Source organism: Sulfurihydrogenibium azorense Az-Fu1 (assembly GCF_000021545.1).
In the GTDB taxonomy this organism is placed as follows: Bacteria; Aquificota; Aquificia; order Aquificales; family Hydrogenothermaceae; genus Sulfurihydrogenibium; species Sulfurihydrogenibium azorense.
The window spans coordinates 789,256-812,570 of sequence record NC_012438.1 but is presented as its reverse complement, the minus strand read 5'-3'; the positions used below and the strand labels follow the sequence as shown (position 1 = coordinate 812,570).

The window sequence follows — 23,315 nt, the reverse complement described above, 5'->3', positions numbered from 1 at the left end:
TAGCCTAAAGGGAGTGAGTGATATGGAAAAAAGAGTTATAGAGTTTACTGATGTCACTTTAAGAGATGGTCAGCAGAGCCTCTTTGCAACAAGGGTAAGAACAGATGACCTTTTACCTGCCTTAGAGAAGTTAGACGATGCTGGATTTTGGTCTTTAGAGGTATGGGGTGGAGCTACGTTTGATGTGTGTCTTAGGTACTTAAAAGAAGACCCTTGGGACAGATTAAAGAAGTTTAAACAAGCGGCAAAAAACACAAAACTTGAGATGCTCCTTAGAGGTCAAAACTTAGTAGGATATAGACATTATCCGGATGATGTTGTAGAAGCTTTTGTAAAAAAGGCAGCTGAAAACGGAATAGATGTATTTAGAATCTTTGATGCGTTAAACGATGTAAGAAATATGGAAGTTGCAATAACTACAGCTAAAGAGTGTGGTAAGATTGTAAAAGGTGTTTTATCTTATACAATAAGCCCTGTCCATACTGTTGATTACTATGTAAACATCGCAAGACAACTCAAAGACTTAGGCGTTGATATAATATCAATAAAAGACCAAGCAGGAATACTATCTCCAAAAGTAGCCTACGATCTTGTAAAAAGACTAAAAGAGGAGATAAAACTACCTGTTCACGTCCATTCTCAATCTACAGCTGCGATGGCAGAGATGACACTTTTAAAATCTGTTGAAGCTGGAGCTGACATAATAGATACAGACGTTTCAACATGGTCCTGGCTTACAGCCCATCCACCAAACGAGACAATGGTGTACGTTTTAAGAGAGTTTGGATATGAAACGAAGATAGATTTAGATATCATTGTAGAGGTTGCAGAGTACCTTAAAGAGGTAAGGAAAAAGTATGCTAAGTATGATACAGTTGATAAATGGCCGGACTGTCAAGTTTTAATACACCAAATTCCTGGTGGAATGATGTCTAACTTTATAAACCAATTAAAAGAAAACAACGCATTAGACAAATTAGATGAAGTCAAAAAAGAAGTAGCAAGGGTAAGAGAAGATTTAGGCTATCCTCCACTTGTAACACCTACAAGCCAGATAGTAGGAACACAGGCACTTTTAAACGTAGTACAAGGAGAAAGGTACAAAGTTGTAACAAAGGAGACAAGAGACTACGTAAAAGGACTTTACGGAAGACCACCAGCTCCTATAAAACCAGATGTGATGAGAAAGATTTTAGGGGATGAACAACCTATCCAAGTAAGACCAGCAGATTTATTAGAACCAGAACTTGATAAATGTACAGAAAAAGCCTACCAATCAGGAGCAAGAAACGAAGAAGATGTCCTATCTTACTGTCTATTCCCTCAAGTAGCATTGGAGTTTTTCCAATGGAGAGAGAAGTTTGAAAAAGGAGAGGTCTTACCACCCCAAATAGAAGAGCTTACACAAGAAGAGATGAAACATCTTGCTCCTATAGAGTTTAATATAACAGTCCATGGAGAGCAGTACCACGTTAGAATTGCGGGAGTAGGAAGTCCTACAGAAGGTAGAAGACCATACTTTGTAAGAATAGATGGAAGGTTAGAAGAAGTTTTAGTCCAACCTATCAAAGAGATAGAAGTTGGCACCACAGAAGTCTCTCTACCAGAAGGTGGAAAAATAATAGGAGAAAGACCAAAAGCAATGGGTTTAGGAGATGTTTCATCTCCTATGCCGGGAAAGGTAACTTCTATAAAAGTAAACTTAGGTGATAGAGTTAAAAAAGGAGATGTTGTTTTAACTGTTGAAGCGATGAAGATGGAAAATGAGATTCACGCTCCAATAGATGGAGCAGTAAGTGATATATTTGTAAAGGTTGGAGATAACGTAAATCCAGATGAGTGTTTGATAAGAATCACTCCAGATTAATTATGAAAAAAATTTTTATAAGTGTAGGTGAGATTTCTGGAGATAACTACGCCAGTGAATTAGTAAAAAGGTTAAAAAATTATCAGATATACGCAGTAGCAGGACCGAAAATGGAGGTAGCTGGGGTAATACCAGTTGCCTCTATAAAAGACATATCAGTAGTAGGTCTAACAGAGGCAATCTCTAAGTACAAAAAAATCAAAGAAGTTTTTGAAAAATCAGTGAATATATTAAAAGAAGGTATTGACCTTCTTATAGTAGTAGACTTCCCCGGATTTAACATAAAACTTATAAAAAAAGCAAAAAAGTTAGGGATAAAAACAGTTTACTTTATATCTCCACAGGTTTGGGCTTGGGGTAAAGGTAGGATTAAAGATATCGTTGAAAATACAGATGTTTTAATATCTATTCTACCTTTTGAAGAGGAGATTTACAAACCTTTTGTAAGTGGTAAGTTTAAATTCTTCTTTGTAGGACATCCCCTCTTAGATATAGTGAAAACTTACGAAACAGAAGAGAGTTTTAAACAAAAACTGTCAATACCAAAACATAAAAAGATTATTGGACTCCTTGCAGGAAGTAGGGAAAGTGAAGTTAATGTTTTGCTCCCTATTATGCTTCAATCTGCCAGACTTTTATCTAAAAGTCTAGAAAATACTCACTTTGTAATTCCTGCAACTGTAAATATGGTTGAAAAGGTTTTAGAAAAAACAAAAAACTTTAACGATTTACCTTTAACTGTAATAACATCTAACTTGTCAAAGTTAGATATTCCAAGATTTGAAAATCCTTCTTACGAAGTTATGAAACATAGTGTCTTTTCTGTTATAGCTTCCGGTACTGCAACCTTAGAAGCTGCGATAATAGGAAATCCATTCATACTAGTGTATAAAGTTAGTCCTATTACATATTTTATAGGTAAAAGGTTGGTTTCTATACCTTTTTTAGGACTTCCTAACATTATAGCAGGTAGAGAAGTAGTTCCAGAACTCCTGCAAGAAAAATGCACCCCTATAAACATTGCAAATAAAACATTAGAATTTCTTTTTGATAAAAAACTTCAAGAAAAACAAAAGCAAGATTTGCTAGAAGTTAGGTCTAAACTTGGAGAGAAAGGAGCTATAGACAAAGCAGCTGAAATAATCAGCATACTACTTGAGAAAGGTCAAGTGTAAAAACATTTTCTCCGTTTTCGTATGTGTAATCTATCTTAACGTTGTGAAAATCTAGTATAAACTTGGTTATATATAAACCAAGTCCCAGTCCTGTCTGGTTTTTTAAAGAAGTCTCTTTTATAAAAGGCTCAAACAGAAGTTCTTTATCAAAAGGAGGTTTACTACCTTTGTTTTTAAAGTAGATTCTTTTATCTTTCACAATTACTTCTACTTTTCCATCTTCACTGAATTTTAGTCCGTTATCTAACAGGTTTTTTATTGCAATAGAAAATATGTTTACATCTACATTTATTTTAAGCGTTTCTTCAAAAACTGTATGGACATTTGGTTTTTCATAAGATAAGAGTAGAGAAATTGCATTTTCTATAACTTTTTTTACATCGACACACTCAAACTTTAACTTTAAGTCTTTAGAGGCGATTTTTTCTACAGTCATCAGTTGATTTACCAAAAACTCAAGTCTGTTAAATATTCTCTCAAAGTGCTGTTTTCCTTTTTCATCTTCTAACAGTTCTATGGCTATCTTCCCTTTTGTGATAGGAGTTTTTAGCTCGTGGGCTATATTTCGTAAAAACCACTTTCTTACCTCTTCATTCTTTTTGAGAGTGTTTATAGCTTCATTAAACTCTTTTGCTATAAAACCTATTTCGTCGTTGTTTTTAATATCTATACTTACGTTGAGATTACCTGATTTTAAGGCTTTTATCTTTTCTCTCAAAACTTTTAAAGGATAAAATGATTTTACTATACCTATGTATATACCTAAAATAACAAGGTTGAACATTACCCATCCGATAACGACTATCCTATGTAAACTAAACTCTCCCTTTTTCTTGACAAGGTAGCTTATTCCAAACTGATTTACTAAAACGTAATGTGTGTTTTCGTATTTAATAAGGAAAATTTTTATGGTTAAAAAGTCTCTTTCAAGCTCTATACTTCCTTTTGTGTAAACAGTGTATATAAACTCTGGGTCTTCTATAAGTTCATAGTTTGATTCAATGTTTTTAGACAAACCAGACCTATCTGAAGATACAAGTAAAACCGCGTTTTTTATAAGATCTCTCAGCTCGGTTTCTTTTGCATTTTTATAAAGAATGTAAAAAAATGTAGATGATAAAACTATGATTAACAAAAAAGCTAAACTTATCCTAAATAAGATTGAGTTTCTTTCAATGTTTAACATTCAAACTTGTATCCAAGCCCTCTGACGGATATGATGTACTTTGGATTTTTAGGGTCGTCTCCTATCTTTTTCCTTATTCTTCCTATTATAACGTCTACTGTTCTATCTATGCTATCATAATTTAGATGGATTGTGTTGTCTAATATGTAATCTCTTGTTAAGACTCTTCCTTTGTTTTTAATCAGCATTGATAAAAGTTCAAACTCAGCAGAAGTTAAGTTTAATGGTTCTCCGTTTTTCTTTATGGTAAATCCTTCTTCGTCTAACTCAAACTCTCCACAGACAATCGTTTTAGGTTTTTTCTCCTTTCTTCTTAAAACTGCTTGGATTCTTGCAACTAACTCCCTTGGATTGTAAGGCTTTGCTAAGTAGTCATCAGCTCCCACTTCCAGAGCAACTATCTTATCAGTATCATCACTTCTTGCAGAGGATATTATTATAGGGATGTCCTCTTCTTTAGCTACTTTTTTACATACCTCTATTCCGTCCATCTGGGGAAGGGATAGGTCTAAAATCATAATATCATAATTTTTGTTTTTTTCTAACTCTTGCAGTGCTTTTACTGGGTCTTCAAAGTTCTTTACTGAGATGTTAAACTTTGCTAAGTATTGGGTTAAGAGTTCTGCAAGTTCTTTATCGTCTTCTATCATTATTACCTTTATCATCTTCTACCTCTTAAAAATAAAAAAGGGGAAGACCTTTGACGGTCTTCCCAGTTAATGGAGGGGAGGAGGTTAAGCCATGAGGAGGGCTCGCAATTAAAATTTTAAAACTCTTTATGCATCTTCTCATGCATTCTATCTACCTTTTCTTTCATAATTTCTATAAATTTTTTCTTCTGGTCTTCATTTAAGACTGAAAACATCTTTTCTAAGTATTTAGCTCTTATTTCTGCCATATTTTTAGCATTTTCTACAACTGTGTTTTTAAACGCTTCTTTATCAAAATTACCATTCTTAGTAGCTTCTAAAACAGGGTTTTTATGCTGTTTCATAAACTCTTTCATCTCTTCTCTTTGGGCTTGCTTTATCTGTTTTATTTTTTCTACTTGGTCTTGTGTTAAATTTAGCTCTTTTTGTAATTTTTCAATATATCTCTCTTGCTTTTGATGGTAATCATAGGCATTTGCCGTATAATTTGCTCCTGCCATAAAACTTGCTGCTAATAATACTGCTGTAATTAACTTTTTCATCTTTCCTGCCTCATTTCAATCTTGATTATAATATATACTCTTTTTGTAAATATAAAATAAACAAGTAGTTAATCTTTTGAAAAGGAAAAATTAAAAGTTAATGGTGTGTTGTATTTTGTTTTTTACCAAATCTGTTATCTCATCGTAAGAGAGATTATCAGGATAAACAGCTTCTAAAAATTTGACTTTTATCGGATAGGGTTTTGGGATTTTTGCGTTTATCGGGTAGCTTTCAAAAGCTCCGCTTATAACAGTTGGAATAACTGGAATGTTTAACTCTTTAGAAAGTATTGCAAAGCCTTTTTTAAACGGTAGTAGACTACCGTCTCTCGTCCTTGCACCTTCTGGGAATATAACCAAGTTTTTTCCACTTTTTATAACAGCTGCAGATTTTATAAGAGAATCTTTCAGGTTTTTGTTTATGTTGACTGGAATTACATTAAAGTTTTTAGCTATAAACCTTCTAAACGCTGAGTTAAAGTAAGTCTCTTCTGCTAAAAAGTAGGTATCTTTTAAAATATCATTTGGTAGAGATGCTATTAATAAAAAGCCATCAAGGTAGCTTTGATGGTTTGGTGCAAATATAACAGGTTTTTCTTTTATGTTCTCTAAACCTTCTACCTGTAAGTTGTTGTAGATTTTAAAAAATGTTTTTAGTATAGGTTTTAAGTATATGATAAATCCTTCTTTTATCTCAGCTGTAGATTCTTGATTAAGTATTTCTTTCAAATTTACTGTTTGTGTCTCTATTTTTGTTTTTATCTCTTCTATCAGTTTATACAAACTTTCAACCGTTGGATTTTGTGCTAAATCTTTTTCTGTGATAGATACTCCAAAAGTTGTTTCTATAAAGGTAAGGAGTTCTACTTTTCCAAGAGAATCTAAGGCAAGGTCTATCTCTATATGGGAATCTGGGTAAACAGGTAAGTTGGTGTAAGATTTTAAATAATCTTTAAGTATTTGATATACCTGACTGTCTGGCTCTTTTATCTGCCTTGGTTTTTCTTGTGATTTTTCTAAAAAGTCTTTTAACATAAACCTTCTTATCTTACCAAGTCTTGTTTTAGGTAGCTCCTGATTTACTATTTTAAATCCGCCTATCCTTTTGTAAGGTGGTTGAGTTAGGTTGTACTTGTCTATAACGTTCCACTTTATTGTTTCTTCAAGGTTTACAATACCTTTTTTCTTTACAGCTTCAAAGTCTGGATAGATTATTGCAAAAAGTGAGTTATCTTTTTCAATTACAGCAACTTCTTTTACAATGTCTGACATTTTTAAAATGTGGTTTTCTATCTCTTCTGGATTGATGTTTTTACCGTTTGGCAGGACTATTATCTCTTTTTTTCTTCCTGTGATATATAGATAACCTTCATCGTCTAAATAGCCTAAATCTCCTGTCATAAAGTAGCCGTCTTTAAAGCTGCTTTGGGTTTCTAATGGTTTGTTGTAATAGCCTTTAAAGACATTATCCCCTTTTACAAGTATTTCACCATCTAATATCTTTACTTCTACACCTTCTATAGGTTTTCCGACTGAACCTAACTTTATTTTATCCGGAGGATTAAAAGATACTATCGGAGATGTTTCTGTAAGTCCATACCCTTCAACTACTTTAAATCCCAAAGCCCAAAGGTCTTTTGCTACCTCTAAGTCAAGCTTTGACCCACCACTTACAAAGTACTTTATATTACCACCAAAAACTTGATGAACTTTTTTAAAGATTAATCTACTTAAAGGTTGGTAATTGATTGTTTTCACTACTTTAAAAACTGTCTTTGTAAGGCTACTTTTATTTATCTCTTGAAAGATTCTTCTGTGAAAAAGACTATAAACCCTTGGAACTGCTATTAAGATAGATACTTTGTAAGTTTTTAACTTTTCTAAAATATCTTCAGGAGTAAGTTTGTCTAAGAATACTATCGTAGCTTGTAAGTTTAAAGGAATAATCATAGACACAACCAAAGGGTAAGAGTGATGAAAAGGAAGTAGTGCAAGGGTTGAGTCTTTTTCCGATGCTATACCTACCTTCTCTACAGCCCTAACGTTTGAGAGTATATTTTTGTATGTAAGCATAACACCTTTTGGGTTTCCCGTTGTCCCGGAAGTGTAAAGAATAACTGCAACATCTTCTAAATCTTTTTCTACTTCTTTTGACTCTCCTTTAGATTTAAAATCTAACTCTTCAAAAACAAAAACCTGTATATCATAGTCTAACTTTTCTTTTATAGAAATAACTTTTTCTTTGTTGTTTTTAGAGGTAAATATAACCTTTGGTTTACAGTCTTGGAGTATGTAAAGAAGTTCTTCTTGGTTTGACATAAAGTCTATTGGAACGTTAACAGCTGCCTTTTTCCAAACGGCAAAAAATGTATAAATCCACTCTGGACGGTTTTCAGAAAAGATAGCTACTTTATCTTCTTTAGATACTTCCAGAAGGGAAGAGAATACGTCTATATGATGTAAAAGTTGATGGTAAGATATCTTTTCTCCTGCGTATATTAATGCAGTTTTATCAGATGGTTTTATAGTTATCATAGGGATATATTATAACAAAAGCTTTTATGGTAAAATGTTTAAAATGAGAAAATTAGAGGTTTATTAATGGAGTTTATGGCAGCAGATGAGATAAGAGAGAGTTTTTTAAAATACTTTGAAAGTAAAGGGCATACTATCGTAAAATCAGCTTCTATCATTCCAGAGAACGACCCTACACTTTTATTTGTTAATGCCGGAATGGTTCCTTTTAAAAATGTTTTTTTAGGATTGGAAGAAAGACCTTATAAAAGAGCTGCATCTTGTCAAAAAGTCTTTAGAGTATCAGGAAAACACAACGACCTTGAAAATGTAGGATATACACCAAGACACCACACATTTTTTGAGATGCTTGGAAACTTCTCATTTGGAGATTACTTTAAAAAGGAAGCAATAGAGTTTACTTGGGATTACTTAACAAACTACTTAAAAATTCCACAAGAGAAGTTGTTAGTATCAGTATTTGAAGAAGATGATGAAGCTTTTGAGATTTGGAATAAAGTTATAGGTCTGCCAGAAGAAAAAATAAAAAGGATGGGGTATAAAGATAACTTCTGGTCTATGGGAGATACAGGTCCATGTGGTCCTTCTTCTGAGATTTACTACGACAGGGGAGAAAAGTTTGGCAATCCTGAGTTTGGGTCTGATGAAGATTTTAGGTACTTAGAGATATGGAACCTTGTTTTTATGCAGTATAACAGAGATGAAAGTGGCAATTTAACTCCTCTTCCAAATCCAAGTATAGACACAGGAATGGGGTTAGAGAGAATAGCATCTGTTATACAACAAGTCGACAGCAACTACGATACAGACCTCTTTAAACCTATAATAAGGTTTGCAGAGGAGATTGCAGGAAAAACCTACGGTAAAAACGAAAAAGATGACGTTGCAATGAGGGTTATAGCAGACCACTTAAGAGCTATAACCTTTTTAATATCAGATGGAGTTTTACCATCAAACGAAGGAAGGGGATATGTACTCAGAAGAATCCTTAGAAGAGCATTAAGGTATGGTAGAAACTTAGGAATAGACAGACCTTTCCTTTATGAGGGTGTTGACGTTGTAATAGATAAAATGAAAAACGCTTATCCGGAGCTTGTACCAAACAGAAATTACATAAAGAAAATAACAAAGTCAGAGGAAGAAAAATTTATAAAAACACTTAGAAGGTCAATGGATATTCTCTACCAAATGATAGAAACAGCAAAAAAAGAAGGAAGAAAATTCTTAACAGGAGAAGAAGTTTTTAAACTTTACGATACTTATGGATTTCCAATAGACCTTCTTCAAGATATCCTAAGAGATGAAAGTATGACCTTTAATATAAAAGAGTTTGAAGAGTTAATATTAGAGCAAAAAGAAAGGTCAAGAAAAGCATTCAAAACAACGGCAAAACAGGTAAAACCTATATACTTACAGCTAAAAAGTAGACTTCCAGAAAACGAGTTTATCGGTTATAACACTTTAATTTCAGAAAGTTCAAAAGTTTTAGCAATAGTTAAAGAAGACCAAACAGTTAGCCAAGCAAAAGAAGGAGAAGAAGTAGAGATAATACTTGATATAACACCATTTTACCCTGAAAAAGGTGGTCAGGTTGGAGACAGAGGGGTAATAGAAGGAGAAAACTTCTTAGCAGAAGTGATAGACACTCAAACACCAACAGAAGGGTTAATCCTCCACAAAGTTAAAATCCTATTTGGGACAGTAAAAGAAGGGGAGTTTGTAAGGGCAAAAGTTGACAAAGAAAGAAGAGAAAACATAATGAGACATCATACAGCTACACACCTTCTTCATTCAGCTCTTAGAAATATTTTAGGAGACCATGTAAAACAAGCTGGTTCTTTAGTATCAGACGAGTACTTAAGGTTTGACTTTACCCACTTTGAAAGCCTTTCAGATGAAGAAATAAAGATGATAGAAGAGTTTGTTAATAGAGAAATCATGAAGAATGAAGAAGTAGTCTGCCAAGAGATGAGTTATGAAGAGGCTTTAAATAGTGGTGCAATTGCAATATTTGAAGAAAAGTACGGAGATGTTGTAAGAGTAATATCTGCAGGAGTATCAAAGGAGCTGTGTGGAGGGACCCACGTAAAAAGAACAGGAGACATTGGATACTTTAAAATACTTTCAGAGTATGCAGTATCTTCAGGAACAAGAAGAATAGAAGCTGTAGCAGGGATAAGGGCAGTAGAACAAGGACTAAAAGAACATTTCCTACTAAAAGACCTCTCAAGACTCCTTACGGTAAAAGAAGATGAGTTAATAGACAGAGTAGTAAAACTTCAAAACCAGCTTAAAGAAAAAGAAAGAGAGTTAGAAAACCTTAAGAAAAAAGCAGCTTTAGATAAGTTAAACCAAACCTTAAACATCATAGAAAAAGAAGACTACAAAGTAGCCTACGGAGAGATTGAAAACGTATCTCCAAACGAGTTAAGAGAGATAGCAGATAACATAAAGCAAAAGTTAGGAAAAGCTGTAGTACTTTTAGTATCAAAAGATAAAGAAAAATCAAAAGTTAACATTGTTGCTTTAGTATCAAAAGACCTTACAGACAGGTATAAAGCGTCTGAGATACTGAAAAAACTGGCACCTATCGTAGAAGGAAGCGGTGGTGGAAAGCCAGACTTTGCCCAAGGTGGAGGAACAAACTTAGAAAAAGTTCCACAGCTACTTCAAGAGTTTAAAAACTTTATATAAAGGAGGTATTATATGCAAGGAGATCCAATGGGTGGTTTAATAAGTGCAATAGTATGGATGGTTTTACTTATTGGTATATTCTACTTTTTACTTTATAGGCCACAACAGCAACAGAGAAAAAAACACGAAGAGTTCTTAAAAAATCTAAAGAAGGGAGAAAAAGTTATAACAACTGGTGGTATTATAGGGGAAGTTAAACAGATAGATGAAAAAACTATAACTTTAAAAGTGTGTGAAACATGTAGTATAAAAGTCTTAAAACCATCTGTAGCTGCTTACTACACAGAAGAAGAAGAAAAGAGCCAAAGTTAAAAGAGGTAGTTAATGTTTAAATCTTTTTTTGAAAAGATAAAGACAGGATTAGAAAAAACAAAAAAACAGCTTATAGAAGGGTTTAATAAGATATCCTTTGGAAGAAAAATTGATGAATCTCTTTTTGAAGAGATTGAGACAGTCCTTTTAAAAGCTGATGTAGGAGTAAGTGCTACTACTGAAATTATTGATTTTTTAAGAAAAGAAAGTAAAAAAAGGGGTATAACAGAAGGAGAACAGTTAAAGGAACTTCTAAAAGAAAAACTTTACGATATATTGAAAGACTGTCAAAGCTCTCTTAAACTTTTAGGAGAAAAACCGGATGTGATACTTTTTTTAGGTGTAAATGGAAGTGGCAAAACTACCACTGTTGGGAAACTTGCTTGGATGTTAAAAAACGAAGGAAAATCTGTAGTTTTAGCCGCAGCTGATACTTTTAGAGCAGCAGCTATAGACCAGCTTGAAGTATGGGCAAACAGGGTTGGAGTAAGAATTGTAAAACATCAACCGGGAGCTGACCCTTCTGCAGTAGTTTTTGACGCCATAAACAGTGCAAAAAGTAAAGGAGATGACATAGTAATAGTAGATACAGCCGGAAGATTACACACAAAAGAACATCTTATGAAAGAACTCCAAAAGATTAAAAGAACTATTCAAAAGTTTTCTCCAAATCAGCCTGTAGAAACACTTTTAGTGTTAGATGGAACATTAGGACAAAACTCTATAAACCAAGCAAAAGTTTTTAAAGAAGCTACAGACGTAAGTGGTATAGTAATAACTAAACTTGATGGAACTGCAAAAGGTGGTGCCATAATACCTATATGTAGAGATTTAAAGATACCTGTTAAGTTTATAGGTGTTGGAGAAGGTTTAGAGGATTTACAACCTTTTGATGCTAAAATGTTTGTATATGCCTTGTTTGATTAAAATTCTGGTATAATATATATCTCTGTTCGCGGGTGTGGCGGAATTGGCAGACGCGCGGGACTTAGGATCCCGTGGTGGCAACACCGTGTGGGTTCAACTCCCACCACCCGCATGAAACATTAAAATCAATAAAAGCATCAGAAAAATAATTGGAGAATTTTTATCATGGGAAAAGTTATAATAGAAACTGTTGATGAAAGAGAACTTCAAATAAAAACATCTTTAACTACCGACCAAATAGAAAAGATATTAAAAGATTTTGAAGAAAAGAGAAAAGCTGAAATTGCCCTTGAAAAGCTAAAAGGAATACTAAACACTGATAAATCCGCTGAAGAGATTATTAGAGAACCTTATGAAAAAATTTATGGTAGATAGCAACATAATAGTAATTCCTTTAATGAATTCTGTTTTAAACTCTTTTTTCAAAATTCCTACACAAACAGAAAACACTTACAAAGTTTTGTTTAATGTTTGCGAAAAATATGGATTATTACCTAAAGATGCTTTAATTCTAGCAAGTTGTATAGAACATAAGATAGATAATTTAATAACTTTTGATAAAGATTTTTCTAAATTAAACTTAAAAGAGAATATTAACATTATTTCCACGGCTGAAGTTTTTCAAAAAACAATCAATGACTCTGTATAAATTTCAATACACAGTAAACACACATCATTCTTTAGGATACAAAAGACCGTCAGATATTGTATTACAGCTTATACATTTGACTTTTTTAAAAATTTACGTATATTAAATACGTAAATAAATTGCGTAGAGGAAGGCTATGAAAACCCTTACTATCAAGGAAGCTGTAAAAAAACCTTCAAATATATCTAATCCAAAAGAAATTACGTATATTCTTGATTCAAAAGAAAAAAAGATTAAAAGTGTAGTTATTCCATATGAAATGTACTTAAAAGTTAAAGAAGAACTGGAAGCAGAAGAGTTTTTAAAAAGAAACTACAAAACTTTAATGAGTGAAAAAAATTACAAAATCTTTAAAGAAACTACAGACAATATTGCAGAGGACTTATAAAGTTGATAAAGATAAAAAGGGGAGAAATTTGGTTAATTAATTTTGGGAAAAAGTATCATAGCGAATTTGGAAAAATTCGACCTGCGTTAGTAATTCAAACAAACTTAATTAATAACATTTTAGATAAAATAGTTTTCAAAGGTGTTACTGTAATTCCATTAACTACAAATTTAACAGGTGGTGATTTAAGAGTTCTGATTAAAAGAAGAGATAGATTAGAAAAGGACAGTGAAATCTGTATAAATGAATTATGTACTGTTGATATTAGTAGATTTATAGGAGAAAAACCTTTAACTATATTAAGCCAGAATGAAATTGAAGAAGTTAACCAAAAATTAAAGTTTCATTTGGCCTTGTAAGAAGATGTTCACGATGTATTGCAGCTTATACACCTCTTGATTTTTTTCACTAATTTATATATAATATATATCTCGAATATGCGAGAGTAGCTCAGTTGGTAGAGCGATTCCTTGCCAAGGAATAGGTCGCGGGTTCGAGTCCCGTCTCTCGCTCTCTATCCCCTTAAACTTAAATCCCCTACGTAAATAATCTCCTCAGTGCCATTATGAGAAAGAATTAAAGAACCATCACCATTTAAACCTTTCAAAATACCAGATGCAATAACCTCACCATCTTCATAGATAGACACATTTTCACCAAGCCATAAAAGGTTTTTTTCTATATTTTTAATGTCTAAGTATTTGTCTTTTAAAAAGTTAAGGTAGTCTTTTTCTATATTTGAAAGTATCTTTAGAAATATCTCTTTTCTTGAAAACTCTTTGCCTTCTTCTAACTTTAAAGATGTAGCTACTTGGTTTATATCGTCAGGAAAGTCTTGTATATCTTGATTAACATTTATTCCTATCCCTACTATCAGTTTTGTAATAATATTGTTTTCTATGGAACTTTCCATTAAAAAACCTGCTAACTTTTTACTGTTTAAGTACAGGTCGTTAGGCCATTTTATTTTTAAATCGGTAGTTGTAAAAGATTTTAAAGTTTTAAAAACACTGTAAGGAAACAACAAAGAAAACTTTGATAGATTAACAACTTCAATATCTGGCTTCAAAACTATTGAAAAGTACAAACCTTTATATTTCGAGCTTATCCAACTTCTTCCCTTTCTTCCTTTCCCTTGAGTTTGATATTCTGCAAATATAACAGTTCCATCAGGAAAATCTTTTGATTTAGCATATAGATTAGTTGAGTTTACTTCCTCAAAATAAATATAATTTTTCCCTAAAAACTTAGTGTTTAAGTCTGGTAAAATTTCTGCTGGTAAAGGCTTATCTGGAGATTTGATTATCTGATAACCATCTTTATCTGTAAGTATCTCATAACCTAACGATTTTAGTTTGTTTATTTTTTTCCAGACTGCTACCCTTGAAGTGCCAAACTGTTTAGCTATCTCTTCTCCAGACATTTTTTTACTTTTTAAAAGGTTGATTAGTTTTACTTCATCTATCATTAGTCTGCCTTTAGTATGCTTAAAAATGCTTCTTGAGGAAGTTCTACTTTGCCAAACTGTTTCATTCTTTTTTTACCTTCTTTTTGTTTTTCAAGGAGTTTTTTCTTTCTTGTAATGTCTCCACCGTAACACTTTGCCAAAACGTCCCTTCTAAGAGGTGCTATCCTTGCAGATGCTATAACTTTTGAACCTATTGCAGCCTGTATTTTTACTTCAAAAAGTTGTCTTGGTATAACTTCTTTCATCTTGTCAACAAGGTTTCTACCTACTCTGTAGGCTTTATCCCTATGAACTATAAAGGATAAGGCGTCAACAGGCTCATCGTTTATAAGGATATCCATTTTAACAAGGTCTCCTTCCCTGTATCCTATAAACTCATAATCAAAGGATGCGTATCCTTTTGTTGCAGTTTTTAACTTATCGTGAAAGTCAAAAAGAACCTCTCCAAGAGGTATCTCATACCGTAGTAGAACTGTTTTTTGGTCTATATACTCAAAACTTTTTTGGATACCTCTTTTTTCTTGAACAAGTTGCATTATTGACCCTACGTATTCTGAAGGAGTAATAATACTTGCTTCTATATAAGGCTCTAAAATTTTATCTATATAGGTAGGTGGTGGAAGCTGAGATGGGTTTCTTACTTCTATCTCTTCACCTTTAGTTGTGATAACTTTGTATATTACGTTTGGAGCTGTTGTAATAAGCTCTATGTTATACTCTCTCTCTAACCTTTCTTGAACTATCTCAAGGTGAAGTAATCCTAAAAATCCACATCTAAATCCCATTCCTAGTGCTGGAGAAGATTCTACTTCGTAAGTCAACGCTGCATCGTTTATAGAGTATCTCTCTAATGCATCTCTCATATCTTCAAAGGTTGTTGAACCTGTTGGGTATAGTCCGGCATAAACCATTGGCTTTGCAGGTCTAAATCCTTCAACTGGTGCATCTGTAGGTCTTTTTGCGTCTGTAATTGTATCTCCAACTCTAATATCCCTAACGTCTTTTATTGCAGCTGCTACATATCCTACATCTCCGGCTTGAAGTGAGTCTAACTTTGTCATTTTGGGAGTTTGGGCTCCTACTTCCGTAACTTCAAACTCTTTTCCCGTGGACATAAGTCTTATTCTCATTCCCGGTTTTATCTGACCATCAATAACCCTGATAAAAGCAACAGCTCCTCTGTAAGGGTCATAGTAGGAGTCAAATATTAAAGCTTTAAGTGGCTTGTTTTCATCTCCTTTTGGTGGAGGAATCCTTTTTACGATTGCTTCTAATATATCTTCTATACCTATACCAGCTTTTCCTGATGCAAGTATAGCACCTTCTGGGTCAAGTCCTAAAACTTCTTCTATCTGTTTTTTTATTCTGTCTACATCTGCAGAAGGTAAGTCTATTTTATTTATAACAGGGATAATCTCAAGGTTTAAGTTTAAAGCCTGCCAAAAGGTTGCGATAGTTTGGGCTTCTATTCCTTGAGTTGCATCTATTAATAGGAGAGCTCCTTCACAGGCAGCCAACGAACGAGACACTTCATAACCAAAATCAACGTGTCCGGGTGTGTCTATAAGGTGTAGAGTATAATCTTTGTATTTAAGTCTTACTGCTTGAAGTTTTATAGTAATACCTCTTTCCCTTTCTATATCAAGTGTGTCTAAAAGTTGGTCTTTCATCTCTCTTTTATCAACTCCACCTGTAAACTCTATAAGTCTGTCTGCTAACGTAGATTTTCCATGGTCAACATGGGCTATTATAGAAAAGTTTCTGATTTTTTCCATCCTTTCACTCAAGACAGTACACCTCTTTCAACTCAGTTTGAGATTTATATTTTAGCATAGTGAAAAAAATATAATAAACCTCTTTGTCAGAAAAGTTAGATTTGTCAGTTTTAATGTATTATAATAATCGATAGATTTTAGTGGGGAAAAATAAAAATGATAGAAGCAGTAAGAAACTTAGGGGAATTTGTACTACAACAAGAAAATAAAAGTGAGATAGATATCTTATTGGAAAATCCCAATTCAGGAAACTACAATAAAGTTATAGTACTAAATTTTAACAAAGACTTTACCTTTTCAAACATTACAACAGAAGATTTTAAAAAAGATAACTGGAGAGTTTACTTATATAGAAGAAAATCTTCTAATGGACCAGATTTTACGCCAACTGCCAGAGTCACAGAGCCGAAAAAAACTATAGAAAATAAAATAATCAAATGGTTTGAAGAGCACAGAAATGAAAATCAGATACTAAAAAAGATGTATGAAGAACTGATTAAAAATAAAAATGATATTTTAAACGAAGTGGAAAAAAGAAAAAGTAGCAAAGATGAAGGTATAGTTCTTACAGTAAAGATAGATGGAAAGTATCTCTACGAAATAGATAATCCTAACTTTAAAGAGATTTTTATAAAGGATTTTTATAAGAGATTAAAAGATACAAAATCTAAGAATGCTTGTTGCAGTTTGTGTGGTGAGGTAAAAGATGAAGTATTTACTACCTCCGAAATTTATAAATTCTATACCTTGGATAAACCTGGATACATAGCTGGAGGGTTTAACAAATCTAACGCTTGGAAAAACTTTCCCGTGTGTGAATCCTGTTATCTGAAGGTTGATTACGGTAGAAAATATATAGAAGAACACTTAGAGTTTAATTTTTATGGAAAAACCTACTACATAATACCAAATGTTATTTTAAACACAAAAGAAGTTATGAATGAGTATTTAGACATACTATCTGAAGCAAAAAAAAGAGTTAGTTTAAAAGACAAAAATCCAACGGAAGATGAAAACTACATTATAAACCTACTTAAAGACCATAAGGATGGATTGTGTTTTTACTTTCTCTTTCTCAAAAAAGAAAACAGTGCAGAGAGGATTTTACTGCTGATAGAAGATGTTTTACCTTCAAGAATATCTAAGATTTTTAAAGTAAAAAAGGAAGTAGAAAAAATATTTAACATAGAAAATTACAATTTTGGTTTTCTAACTCAGTTTTTAGGTAATTATGACAAAATCTTTTTTGAAGTTATTGATAAGATTTTTAGAGGTGGAAAGCTTGATTTTCAAACCCTCCTTCAGATTTTTACCAAAAAAATAAGAGATGAATTTTTAAGTGGAAATAGTATTACTAATACAGTGATATACGCCCTTATGAATGTCAGATTTTTTGAAGAACTTGGTTTATTAGAAAGCAAGGAGGGAAAGATGGAGAAAACAAAATTTGACGAAATTTATGAAAAAGTAGGAAAGTCATTAAACACTCCGGCAAAAAGAGGAATTTTCTTACTTGGTGCTTTAACACAGATGCTTTTAGATATTCAATGGAGTGAAAGAAAAACTACTCCATTTTTTAAAAATCTAAAAGGTTTAAAAATGAATGAAGAAGATATTAAAGGGTTACTTCCAAAAGTAGTAAACAAACTTATGGAATACGAAAGATATGACAAAGGAAAACAAGAACTTGCACAAGAGATATCTAAGAACCTTTTATCTCAGGAAAAATTTGGCTTATCAATAAATGAGATAAATTTCTACTTTGTTTCTGGAATGGCGTTAAGCGAAGAAGTTGCAAATATAATTAAGAAAGAAAAAAATTTTGAAATAAAGGAGGAAAGTAGTGATGTTGAACCGTAGAGAGTATCTATTTTTATACGATGTAAGTTTTGGAAATCCAAACGGCGACCCAAACGATGAAAACAAACCCAGAATAGATGAAGAAACAGGAAGAAATATAATAACCGATGTAAGATTAAAAAGGACTGTTAGAGATTACCTATACGACTTTAAAGGAATGGAAATTTTTGTAAGAGAGATAAAAGAAGGAGAATACGTAATAGATGGAAAGAAAAGGGCAAGTATGTTTGGAAATAATCCAGAGAACATAATAAATAGTTGTATTGATATAAGGCTTTTTGGTGGTGTTATTCCGTTAGAGAAGAAAAACAACAATAAAAAAGGAAAGAAAGAAGAGACTAAAGAAGAGGAAACCACCGAAGATACAAAAAGTGGTTCTATAAAATTTACAGGACCAGTCCAGTTTAACATGGGACAGTCTTTACATAAAGTAAAGCTTGAGTATATAAAAGGAACAGGAGCTTTTGCATCTAAAAAAGAAAAGACTACAAAGACTTTCAGAGAAGAGTGGATACTTCCTTATTCTCTTATTGCATTTCACGGCGTATTTAACGAAAATGCATCTAAACACACAAAAACAACCGAAAAAGATTTAGAGCATTTAAGAGAAGTGTTATGGTATGGAACAAAGAATTTAATAACAAGGTCAAAAATGGAACATATTCCAAGATTGCTTATAGAGATAGTTTACAAGCCTAATACATACTTCCATATAGGAGAACTTCACAGATACGTAAAAATAGAAACTAACATACCCGAAGAACACATTAGGTCAACCGATGACTTTATCCTAAACATAGACAGACTTATAGAAGTTATAGAAGAAGAAAAAGACAAGATTGAAAAAGTAAACTATAAAGTGGACAGGAATTTAAGGCTTAGTAGAGATTTAAAGTCTGATTTAGTTGAATTTCAAGAGATTAAAGGAATTTAAAATGGAAGTTTTAGTTTTTGACGTATGGGGAGATTTTGGACATTTTAGGAAGTTTTACACCACCACATCTCCTTTAACGTTTTCCATTCCTCCCCCTACTGCTGTTTTTGGCATAATAGGAGCTATACTTGGAATTGATAAGAAAGATTACCTAAAAATCATAAACGCAGAAACTACAAAGGTTGCTATAGAGATTGTAAAACCTGTAAAGAAAATTAGGTTTACGATAAACTACATAGATACTAAAGTAAGTTTTTCAAGAATAAAAAACAGAACTCCAATTAGAACAGAATTTTTAAAAGATGCACATTACAGGCTGTATATCAACCTAAATGAAGAAAATCTCTTTAGGGAGTTAAAGGATAGAATAAAAGAGAGAAAGACCTATTACACTGTATCATTAGGACTTGCAAATCTCATTGCAAACTTTAAGTATATAGGTCAATACCAAGTAGAACCTTTAGATGCTTCCAATTATGTTAACACTGTAATATCAAGTGAAAATATTGAAAACATAGAGATGGTTGAGGGGAAAAGATACTTTAAAGAAAAAATGCCTGTGGATATAGATGAAAATAGAGTAGTCAAAAGCTACAAAGACATCGTTATGGAACTACAAGGAAAACCAATAGAAGGCAGTTTTAAAAACGTGTTTAAAGTAGAAGATAAGGTTATATCATTTCTTACGTGAGATTTAAAATGTTTTCTGGTTTACTTTCCCATCCTGACAGGTATATAGAAGAGCATCTATCAAACGTTTTAGAAATAGGCTTGAAATTTTTCCAAGATATCTATCAAGATAAAGTTTTAAAAGACGTTTTCTCTATTATTCTATTCTCTCACGATTTAGGTAAAACTACAGATTACTTTCAAAGATACATTCAAGGAGAAAAAGTAGATAAAAAACTAAAAAACCACTCCCTTTTAGGAGCTGTAGTTAGTTTATACCTTACAGATAGATACTTAAAAACTGAGCAAATTGACGATAACTTTTTACTTGTTATTTCTTTTGTAGTTCCAAAAAGACATCACAGTGATTTACAAGATTTTATGGATGATTTGGTTTTAGATGATGATGATATTGACTTATTAAAACAGCAAATAGAAACAATAGACAAGGAAAAGTTTAAGGTTTTTCTGGAAAATCTAAAGATTGAGAATAAGGATATTTTTGATTTTGACTTTGACGAGATTGATTTAGAGAAGATAAAAAATTTAGTGTCTGACTTGAAAAGATTTGTTAGAAAAGAGATAAGGAAAACAGACAAGTTAGATTACTACGTAAAAGCTTTACTTTTTTACTCTCTTTTATTAGATGCAGACAAGTCTGATGTAGGAATAAAAACGGACAAAGATGTTTTATTTAAAAAGTTTGATTTAAAGCCAGATTTAGTAGCTAACTACGTAGAAAATCTACCAAAACAAGATAACATCTTATACAACTTAAGACAACAAGCCTATACTGAGATAAAAAATCAGGAAGTAGACTTAAAACATAAAATTTACACTCTTAACTTACCTACAGGAATAGGTAAAACTCTACTTTCTTTTAAGTATGCACTGAAAATAGCAGATAAATTTAAACAAGAAACTGGTAAAGATTTAAGAATTATCTACGTTTTACCGTTTTTGTCAGTAATAGAACAAAACCACAAAGTAATAGAAAACCTACTAAAACATAGCAACATCAATGTAGATAACAGTTTACTACTTAAATACCACCACCTAACAGGATTTAACTACAAAGACGAAGAAGAGATTTTAGACTACGACACTTCCAGAATACTTACAGAAGGTTTTAACAGTAAGATTATAATTACAACCTTTATGCAGTTTTTCTACTCCATTATAGGAAATAAAAAAGGAATGGTTAGGAAGTTCCACAGACTTACTAACTCTGTGGTAATATTAGATGAAGTCCAAAGTATTCCAACAAAATATTGGTTATTAATTAGGGAAGTTCTCTATTTTCTTGCAGAGAGATTTAATCTCTATGTGATATACACCACTGCAACTCTACCAGACATCTTTATCAATGGTAAAAACTTAAGCTCAGGAGAGTATTTTAACAAGTTAAACAGATACCAAATAAACATAGACTTATCTCAAAAAACAGTTTCAGAATTTTGCAGTAATTTACAGCTTCAACACGATAAAAGTTATCTGTTTATCCTAAACACAGTTTCATCGGCTAAAGAAGTCTATAACTTTTTAAAACAAAAATATCCGGACCAAGTAATCTATCTATCTACTCATATAATTCCAAAAGAGAGATTAAAAAGAATACAGGCTTTAAAGGATAAACTAAAACCAATAGCTGTTTCTACACAGTTAGTAGAGGCAGGAGTAGATATAGATTTTGATGTTGTGTATAGAGATTTTTCTCCCCTTGACAGTATAATCCAGTCTGCAGGTAGATGTAATAGAGAAGGATTAAGAGAAAAGGGATTAGTGTATGTGATAAACCTGATAGATGACAAAAACAGGAAATACTCTTCCTATGTCTATGACACTGTCTTACTTGAAGCCACGAAAGATGTTTTAACTAAAGATTTATACGACGAGATAGAGATACAAGAGTTAGTAAAACGGTATTACAGGCTTTTAAACGAAAGAAAGTATCAGGATAGAGATATATTAAAGTCTGCAACTGGGCTGGTATTTTCAGGTGAAAACTCTATAGAAGATTTCCTTTTAATAGAAGAAGGCAAATATAAACAAGACGTGTTTATTCAACTTGACGATAGAGCTGTAGAAGTTTGGAATGAATTTAAAAAGGTATTGACTATTGAAAATTTATTTGAAAGGAAAAAAGCTTTTAATAGTATAAAAAAGGATTTTTACGAGTATGTAGTATCAGTCCCTATAAAAAATAATGAGCCTAATAAGGACGGAAATTTTTATGTTGTCCATAAGTCAGAGCTTGAAGGTTTTTACGATGAAGAGACTGGATATAAAGTAAAAGGAGATATATTCCTTGAGTACTGAGGTAATTAACATAAATGGAACACTAATATGGTATTACTACATTTGTCATAGGGAAGTTTGGCTTATAGGTCATTCAATAGAGGCAGATCAAGAAAATGATTTTTTAATTTTAGGAAAACATTTTCACGAATCGTTCTATAAACGTGAAAAAAAGAAATTTTAATAGATAATACAATAAAGATAGATATACTTTCAAATAAAAAAGTTATTGGAGAAATCAAAAAGTCCTCAAAATTTTTACAAAGTGCAAAAATGCAGGTTGCATTTTATTTGTTTTACCTAAAAGAAGAAAAAGGTATAGAAATTGAAGGTGAACTTTTAATTCCAGAAGAGAAAAAGAGAGTAAAAATAATCTTAACAAAAGAAATAGAAGAAGAGATAAAAAGAGCAATCGTAAATATAACAGAAATTTTAAAACTTCCAAAACCTCCTAAACCTGAAAAAATACAATGATAAAAGGATTATTCCAATCAATACAGTCTCAGAAATACATATATTTGGGGAAGTTGATTTAAATAAAAGAGTTTTAGAATTTTTTACAAAAAATAATATACCACTTTTCTTTTATAACTATTATGGGTACTATGTAGGGACTTATTATCCAAGAGAGTATTTAAATTCTGGTTTAATAACACTTAAACAGGCTCAGTTTTATTTGAAAGAAGATGAAAGACTATATTTAGCTAAAAGTTTTGTAAAGGGTGCAGTAGAGAATATACTAAAAAATTTAAAGTACTATCAAAAATCAAAAGATGATGTAAAAGATTATGTAAAGTTTATAGAAGAAAAGAAAAATGAAATTGATATTCAACAGGATATCCCTTCATTGATGGCATTAGAAGGAGAGATAAGAAAATCTTATTACGAGTCGTTTAACTTAATATTAAATCAAGAAAATTTTTATTTTGATAAAAGGACAAAAAGACCACCAGAAAATCCATTAAATGCTCTAATAAGTTTTGGGAAACTCTTTAATGTATACAACCGTTCTCAGTCAGATATATAGAACACATTTAGACCCAAGAATTGGTTATCTTCACGAAACAAATCAAAGAAGTTTTAGTCTAAATCTTGACATTGCTGAAATTTTTAAACCTTTGATAGTTGATAGAGTAATATTTAGCTTAATCAACAAAGGGCAGATAAAAATAGAACATTTTGATGAAGACATTGAATTTTCTTATTTAAATGAAAAAGGAAGACAAATTTTTATAAAGGCTTTTGAGGAAAAGTTATTTACAACAATAAAATACAAGAATCTTGGAAATGTATCTTACAGAAAATTAATAAGAATTGAATGTTATAAACTTTACAAACATTTTTTAGATGAAGAGATATACAAACCTTTTATAGCAGAGTGGTAAT

At 32.0% G+C, this 23,315-nt stretch carries 21 protein-coding genes, 2 tRNA genes and 1 pseudogene; 18 read left to right on the top strand and 6 right to left on the bottom strand.

What is annotated here, in order from left to right; all coding sequences use genetic code 11:
• The first annotated feature begins 22 nt into the window (after positions 1-22).
• Together oadA and lpxB are read left to right on the top strand one after the other, a co-directional pair.
• Positions 23-1,867, top strand: coding sequence for a sodium-extruding oxaloacetate decarboxylase subunit alpha (gene oadA, locus SULAZ_RS04325; RefSeq protein WP_012673582.1), 1,845 nt, complete (start codon positions 23-25; stop codon positions 1,865-1,867).
• Between the two features lie 2 nt (positions 1,868-1,869).
• Positions 1,870-3,042: a lipid-A-disaccharide synthase gene (lpxB, locus tag SULAZ_RS04320; RefSeq protein WP_012674208.1), complete on the top strand. Its 1,173-nt coding sequence runs from the start codon at positions 1,870-1,872 to the stop codon at positions 3,040-3,042.
• Here the strand turns inward: lpxB and SULAZ_RS04315 are convergent.
• From SULAZ_RS04315 to SULAZ_RS04300, 4 genes are all read right to left on the bottom strand, one after another.
• A complete protein-coding gene (locus tag SULAZ_RS04315) occupies positions 3,011-4,228 on the bottom strand; it encodes an ArsS family sensor histidine kinase (protein WP_012674959.1) in 1,218 nt (405 codons plus the stop codon). The two genes, lpxB and SULAZ_RS04315, sit on opposite strands and share 32 nt — an antisense overlap.
• Entirely contained in the window at positions 4,222-4,893 is a 672-nt protein-coding gene (locus SULAZ_RS04310) for a response regulator (RefSeq protein WP_012674733.1), read from the bottom strand. Before SULAZ_RS04310 ends, SULAZ_RS04315 begins: the two co-directional genes overlap by 7 nt.
• A gap of 101 nt (positions 4,894-4,994) precedes the next feature.
• Positions 4,995-5,420, bottom strand: a complete 426-nt coding sequence (locus SULAZ_RS04305; RefSeq protein ID WP_012674015.1) for a Spy/CpxP family protein refolding chaperone — start codon at positions 5,418-5,420, stop codon at positions 4,995-4,997.
• A 90-nt stretch (positions 5,421-5,510) separates the two neighbouring features.
• Positions 5,511-7,955, bottom strand: a complete 2,445-nt coding sequence (locus tag SULAZ_RS04300) for an AMP-binding protein (RefSeq protein ID WP_012673712.1) — start codon at positions 7,953-7,955, stop codon at positions 5,511-5,513.
• A gap of 66 nt (positions 7,956-8,021) precedes the next feature.
• On the opposite strand from SULAZ_RS04300, the gene alaS reads away from it, so the two are divergent.
• The 9 genes from alaS (at position 8,022) to SULAZ_RS04255 (ending at position 13,437) form a co-directional block, all read left to right on the top strand.
• Positions 8,022-10,649, top strand: a complete 2,628-nt coding sequence (gene alaS, locus SULAZ_RS04295) for an alanine--tRNA ligase (protein WP_012674665.1) — start codon at positions 8,022-8,024, stop codon at positions 10,647-10,649.
• 12 nt (positions 10,650-10,661) lie between these two features.
• Positions 10,662-10,961: a preprotein translocase subunit YajC gene (gene yajC, locus SULAZ_RS08905; protein ID WP_012673495.1), complete on the top strand. Its 300-nt coding sequence runs from the start codon at positions 10,662-10,664 to the stop codon at positions 10,959-10,961.
• A 12-nt stretch (positions 10,962-10,973) separates the two neighbouring features.
• Entirely contained in the window at positions 10,974-11,888 is a 915-nt protein-coding gene (ftsY, locus tag SULAZ_RS04285) for a signal recognition particle-docking protein FtsY (protein WP_012674464.1), read from the top strand.
• A gap of 28 nt (positions 11,889-11,916) precedes the next feature.
• A tRNA-Leu gene (locus tag SULAZ_RS04280) sits at positions 11,917-12,000 on the top strand.
• A gap of 53 nt (positions 12,001-12,053) precedes the next feature.
• A complete protein-coding gene (locus SULAZ_RS04275; RefSeq protein WP_012674623.1) occupies positions 12,054-12,263 on the top strand; it encodes a hypothetical protein in 210 nt (69 codons plus the stop codon).
• Positions 12,253-12,537 (top strand): PIN domain-containing protein, encoded by a 285-nt coding sequence (locus tag SULAZ_RS08700; protein WP_012673769.1) that lies wholly within the window; start codon positions 12,253-12,255, stop codon positions 12,535-12,537. The genes SULAZ_RS04275 and SULAZ_RS08700 overlap by 11 nt, the downstream gene beginning before the upstream one ends.
• 136 nt (positions 12,538-12,673) lie before the next feature.
• A complete protein-coding gene (locus SULAZ_RS04265; RefSeq protein WP_012674368.1) occupies positions 12,674-12,925 on the top strand; it encodes a hypothetical protein in 252 nt (83 codons plus the stop codon).
• Positions 12,926-12,927: 2 nt separating this feature from the next.
• Positions 12,928-13,284, top strand: coding sequence for a type II toxin-antitoxin system PemK/MazF family toxin (locus SULAZ_RS04260; protein WP_228357478.1), 357 nt, complete (start codon positions 12,928-12,930; stop codon positions 13,282-13,284).
• A gap of 80 nt (positions 13,285-13,364) precedes the next feature.
• Positions 13,365-13,437: transfer RNA gene (locus SULAZ_RS04255), tRNA-Gly, on the top strand.
• Between the two features lie 2 nt (positions 13,438-13,439).
• Here SULAZ_RS04255 and SULAZ_RS04250 read toward each other — a convergent pair.
• The gene (locus tag SULAZ_RS04250; protein WP_012673562.1) at positions 13,440-14,393 is read right to left on the bottom strand and encodes a biotin--[acetyl-CoA-carboxylase] ligase; all 954 of its coding nucleotides are present in this window, start codon (positions 14,391-14,393) and stop codon (positions 13,440-13,442) included.
• Positions 14,393-16,168, bottom strand: coding sequence for a translation elongation factor 4 (gene lepA / locus SULAZ_RS04245; protein WP_187145717.1), 1,776 nt, complete (start codon positions 16,166-16,168; stop codon positions 14,393-14,395). The genes SULAZ_RS04250 and lepA overlap by 1 nt, the downstream gene beginning before the upstream one ends.
• A gap of 156 nt (positions 16,169-16,324) precedes the next feature.
• Here lepA and SULAZ_RS04240 point away from each other — a divergent pair, with 156 nt between their 5' ends.
• The 7 genes and pseudogenes from SULAZ_RS04240 to cas1 (SULAZ_RS09360) all read left to right on the top strand — a co-directional run bounded on the left by SULAZ_RS04240 (position 16,325) and on the right by cas1 (SULAZ_RS09360) (position 23,314).
• Positions 16,325-18,028 carry a TIGR02556 family CRISPR-associated protein gene (locus SULAZ_RS04240; protein WP_012674258.1) on the top strand — a complete coding sequence of 568 codons (1,704 nt, stop codon included), beginning with the start codon at positions 16,325-16,327 and terminating at the stop codon, positions 18,026-18,028.
• Positions 18,015-18,962 carry a type I-B CRISPR-associated protein Cas7/Csh2 gene (cas7b, locus tag SULAZ_RS04235; protein WP_012674792.1) on the top strand — a complete coding sequence of 316 codons (948 nt, stop codon included), beginning with the start codon at positions 18,015-18,017 and terminating at the stop codon, positions 18,960-18,962. The genes SULAZ_RS04240 and cas7b overlap by 14 nt, the downstream gene beginning before the upstream one ends.
• Before the next feature lies 1 nt (position 18,963).
• Positions 18,964-19,653: a type I-B CRISPR-associated protein Cas5b gene (gene cas5b / locus SULAZ_RS04230; protein WP_012674044.1), complete on the top strand. Its 690-nt coding sequence runs from the start codon at positions 18,964-18,966 to the stop codon at positions 19,651-19,653.
• Positions 19,650-21,950, top strand: a complete 2,301-nt coding sequence (gene cas3 / locus SULAZ_RS04225) for a CRISPR-associated helicase Cas3' (RefSeq protein ID WP_228357475.1) — start codon at positions 19,650-19,652, stop codon at positions 21,948-21,950. Before cas5b ends, cas3 begins: the two co-directional genes overlap by 4 nt.
• A pseudogene (locus tag SULAZ_RS09320) lies at positions 21,940-22,403 on the top strand (Dna2/Cas4 domain-containing protein). Before cas3 ends, SULAZ_RS09320 begins: the two are co-directional and overlap by 11 nt.
• Entirely contained in the window at positions 22,387-22,956 is a 570-nt protein-coding gene (gene cas1 / locus SULAZ_RS09365; RefSeq protein ID WP_323145363.1) for a CRISPR-associated endonuclease Cas1, read from the top strand. Before SULAZ_RS09320 ends, cas1 (SULAZ_RS09365) begins: the two are co-directional and overlap by 17 nt.
• On the top strand, positions 22,925-23,314 hold the full coding sequence (gene cas1 / locus SULAZ_RS09360) for a CRISPR-associated endonuclease Cas1 (RefSeq protein ID WP_266105192.1): 390 nt from the start codon (positions 22,925-22,927) through the stop codon (positions 23,312-23,314). Before cas1 (SULAZ_RS09365) ends, cas1 (SULAZ_RS09360) begins: the two co-directional genes overlap by 32 nt.
• The last annotated feature ends 1 nt before the right edge of the window (position 23,315 follow it).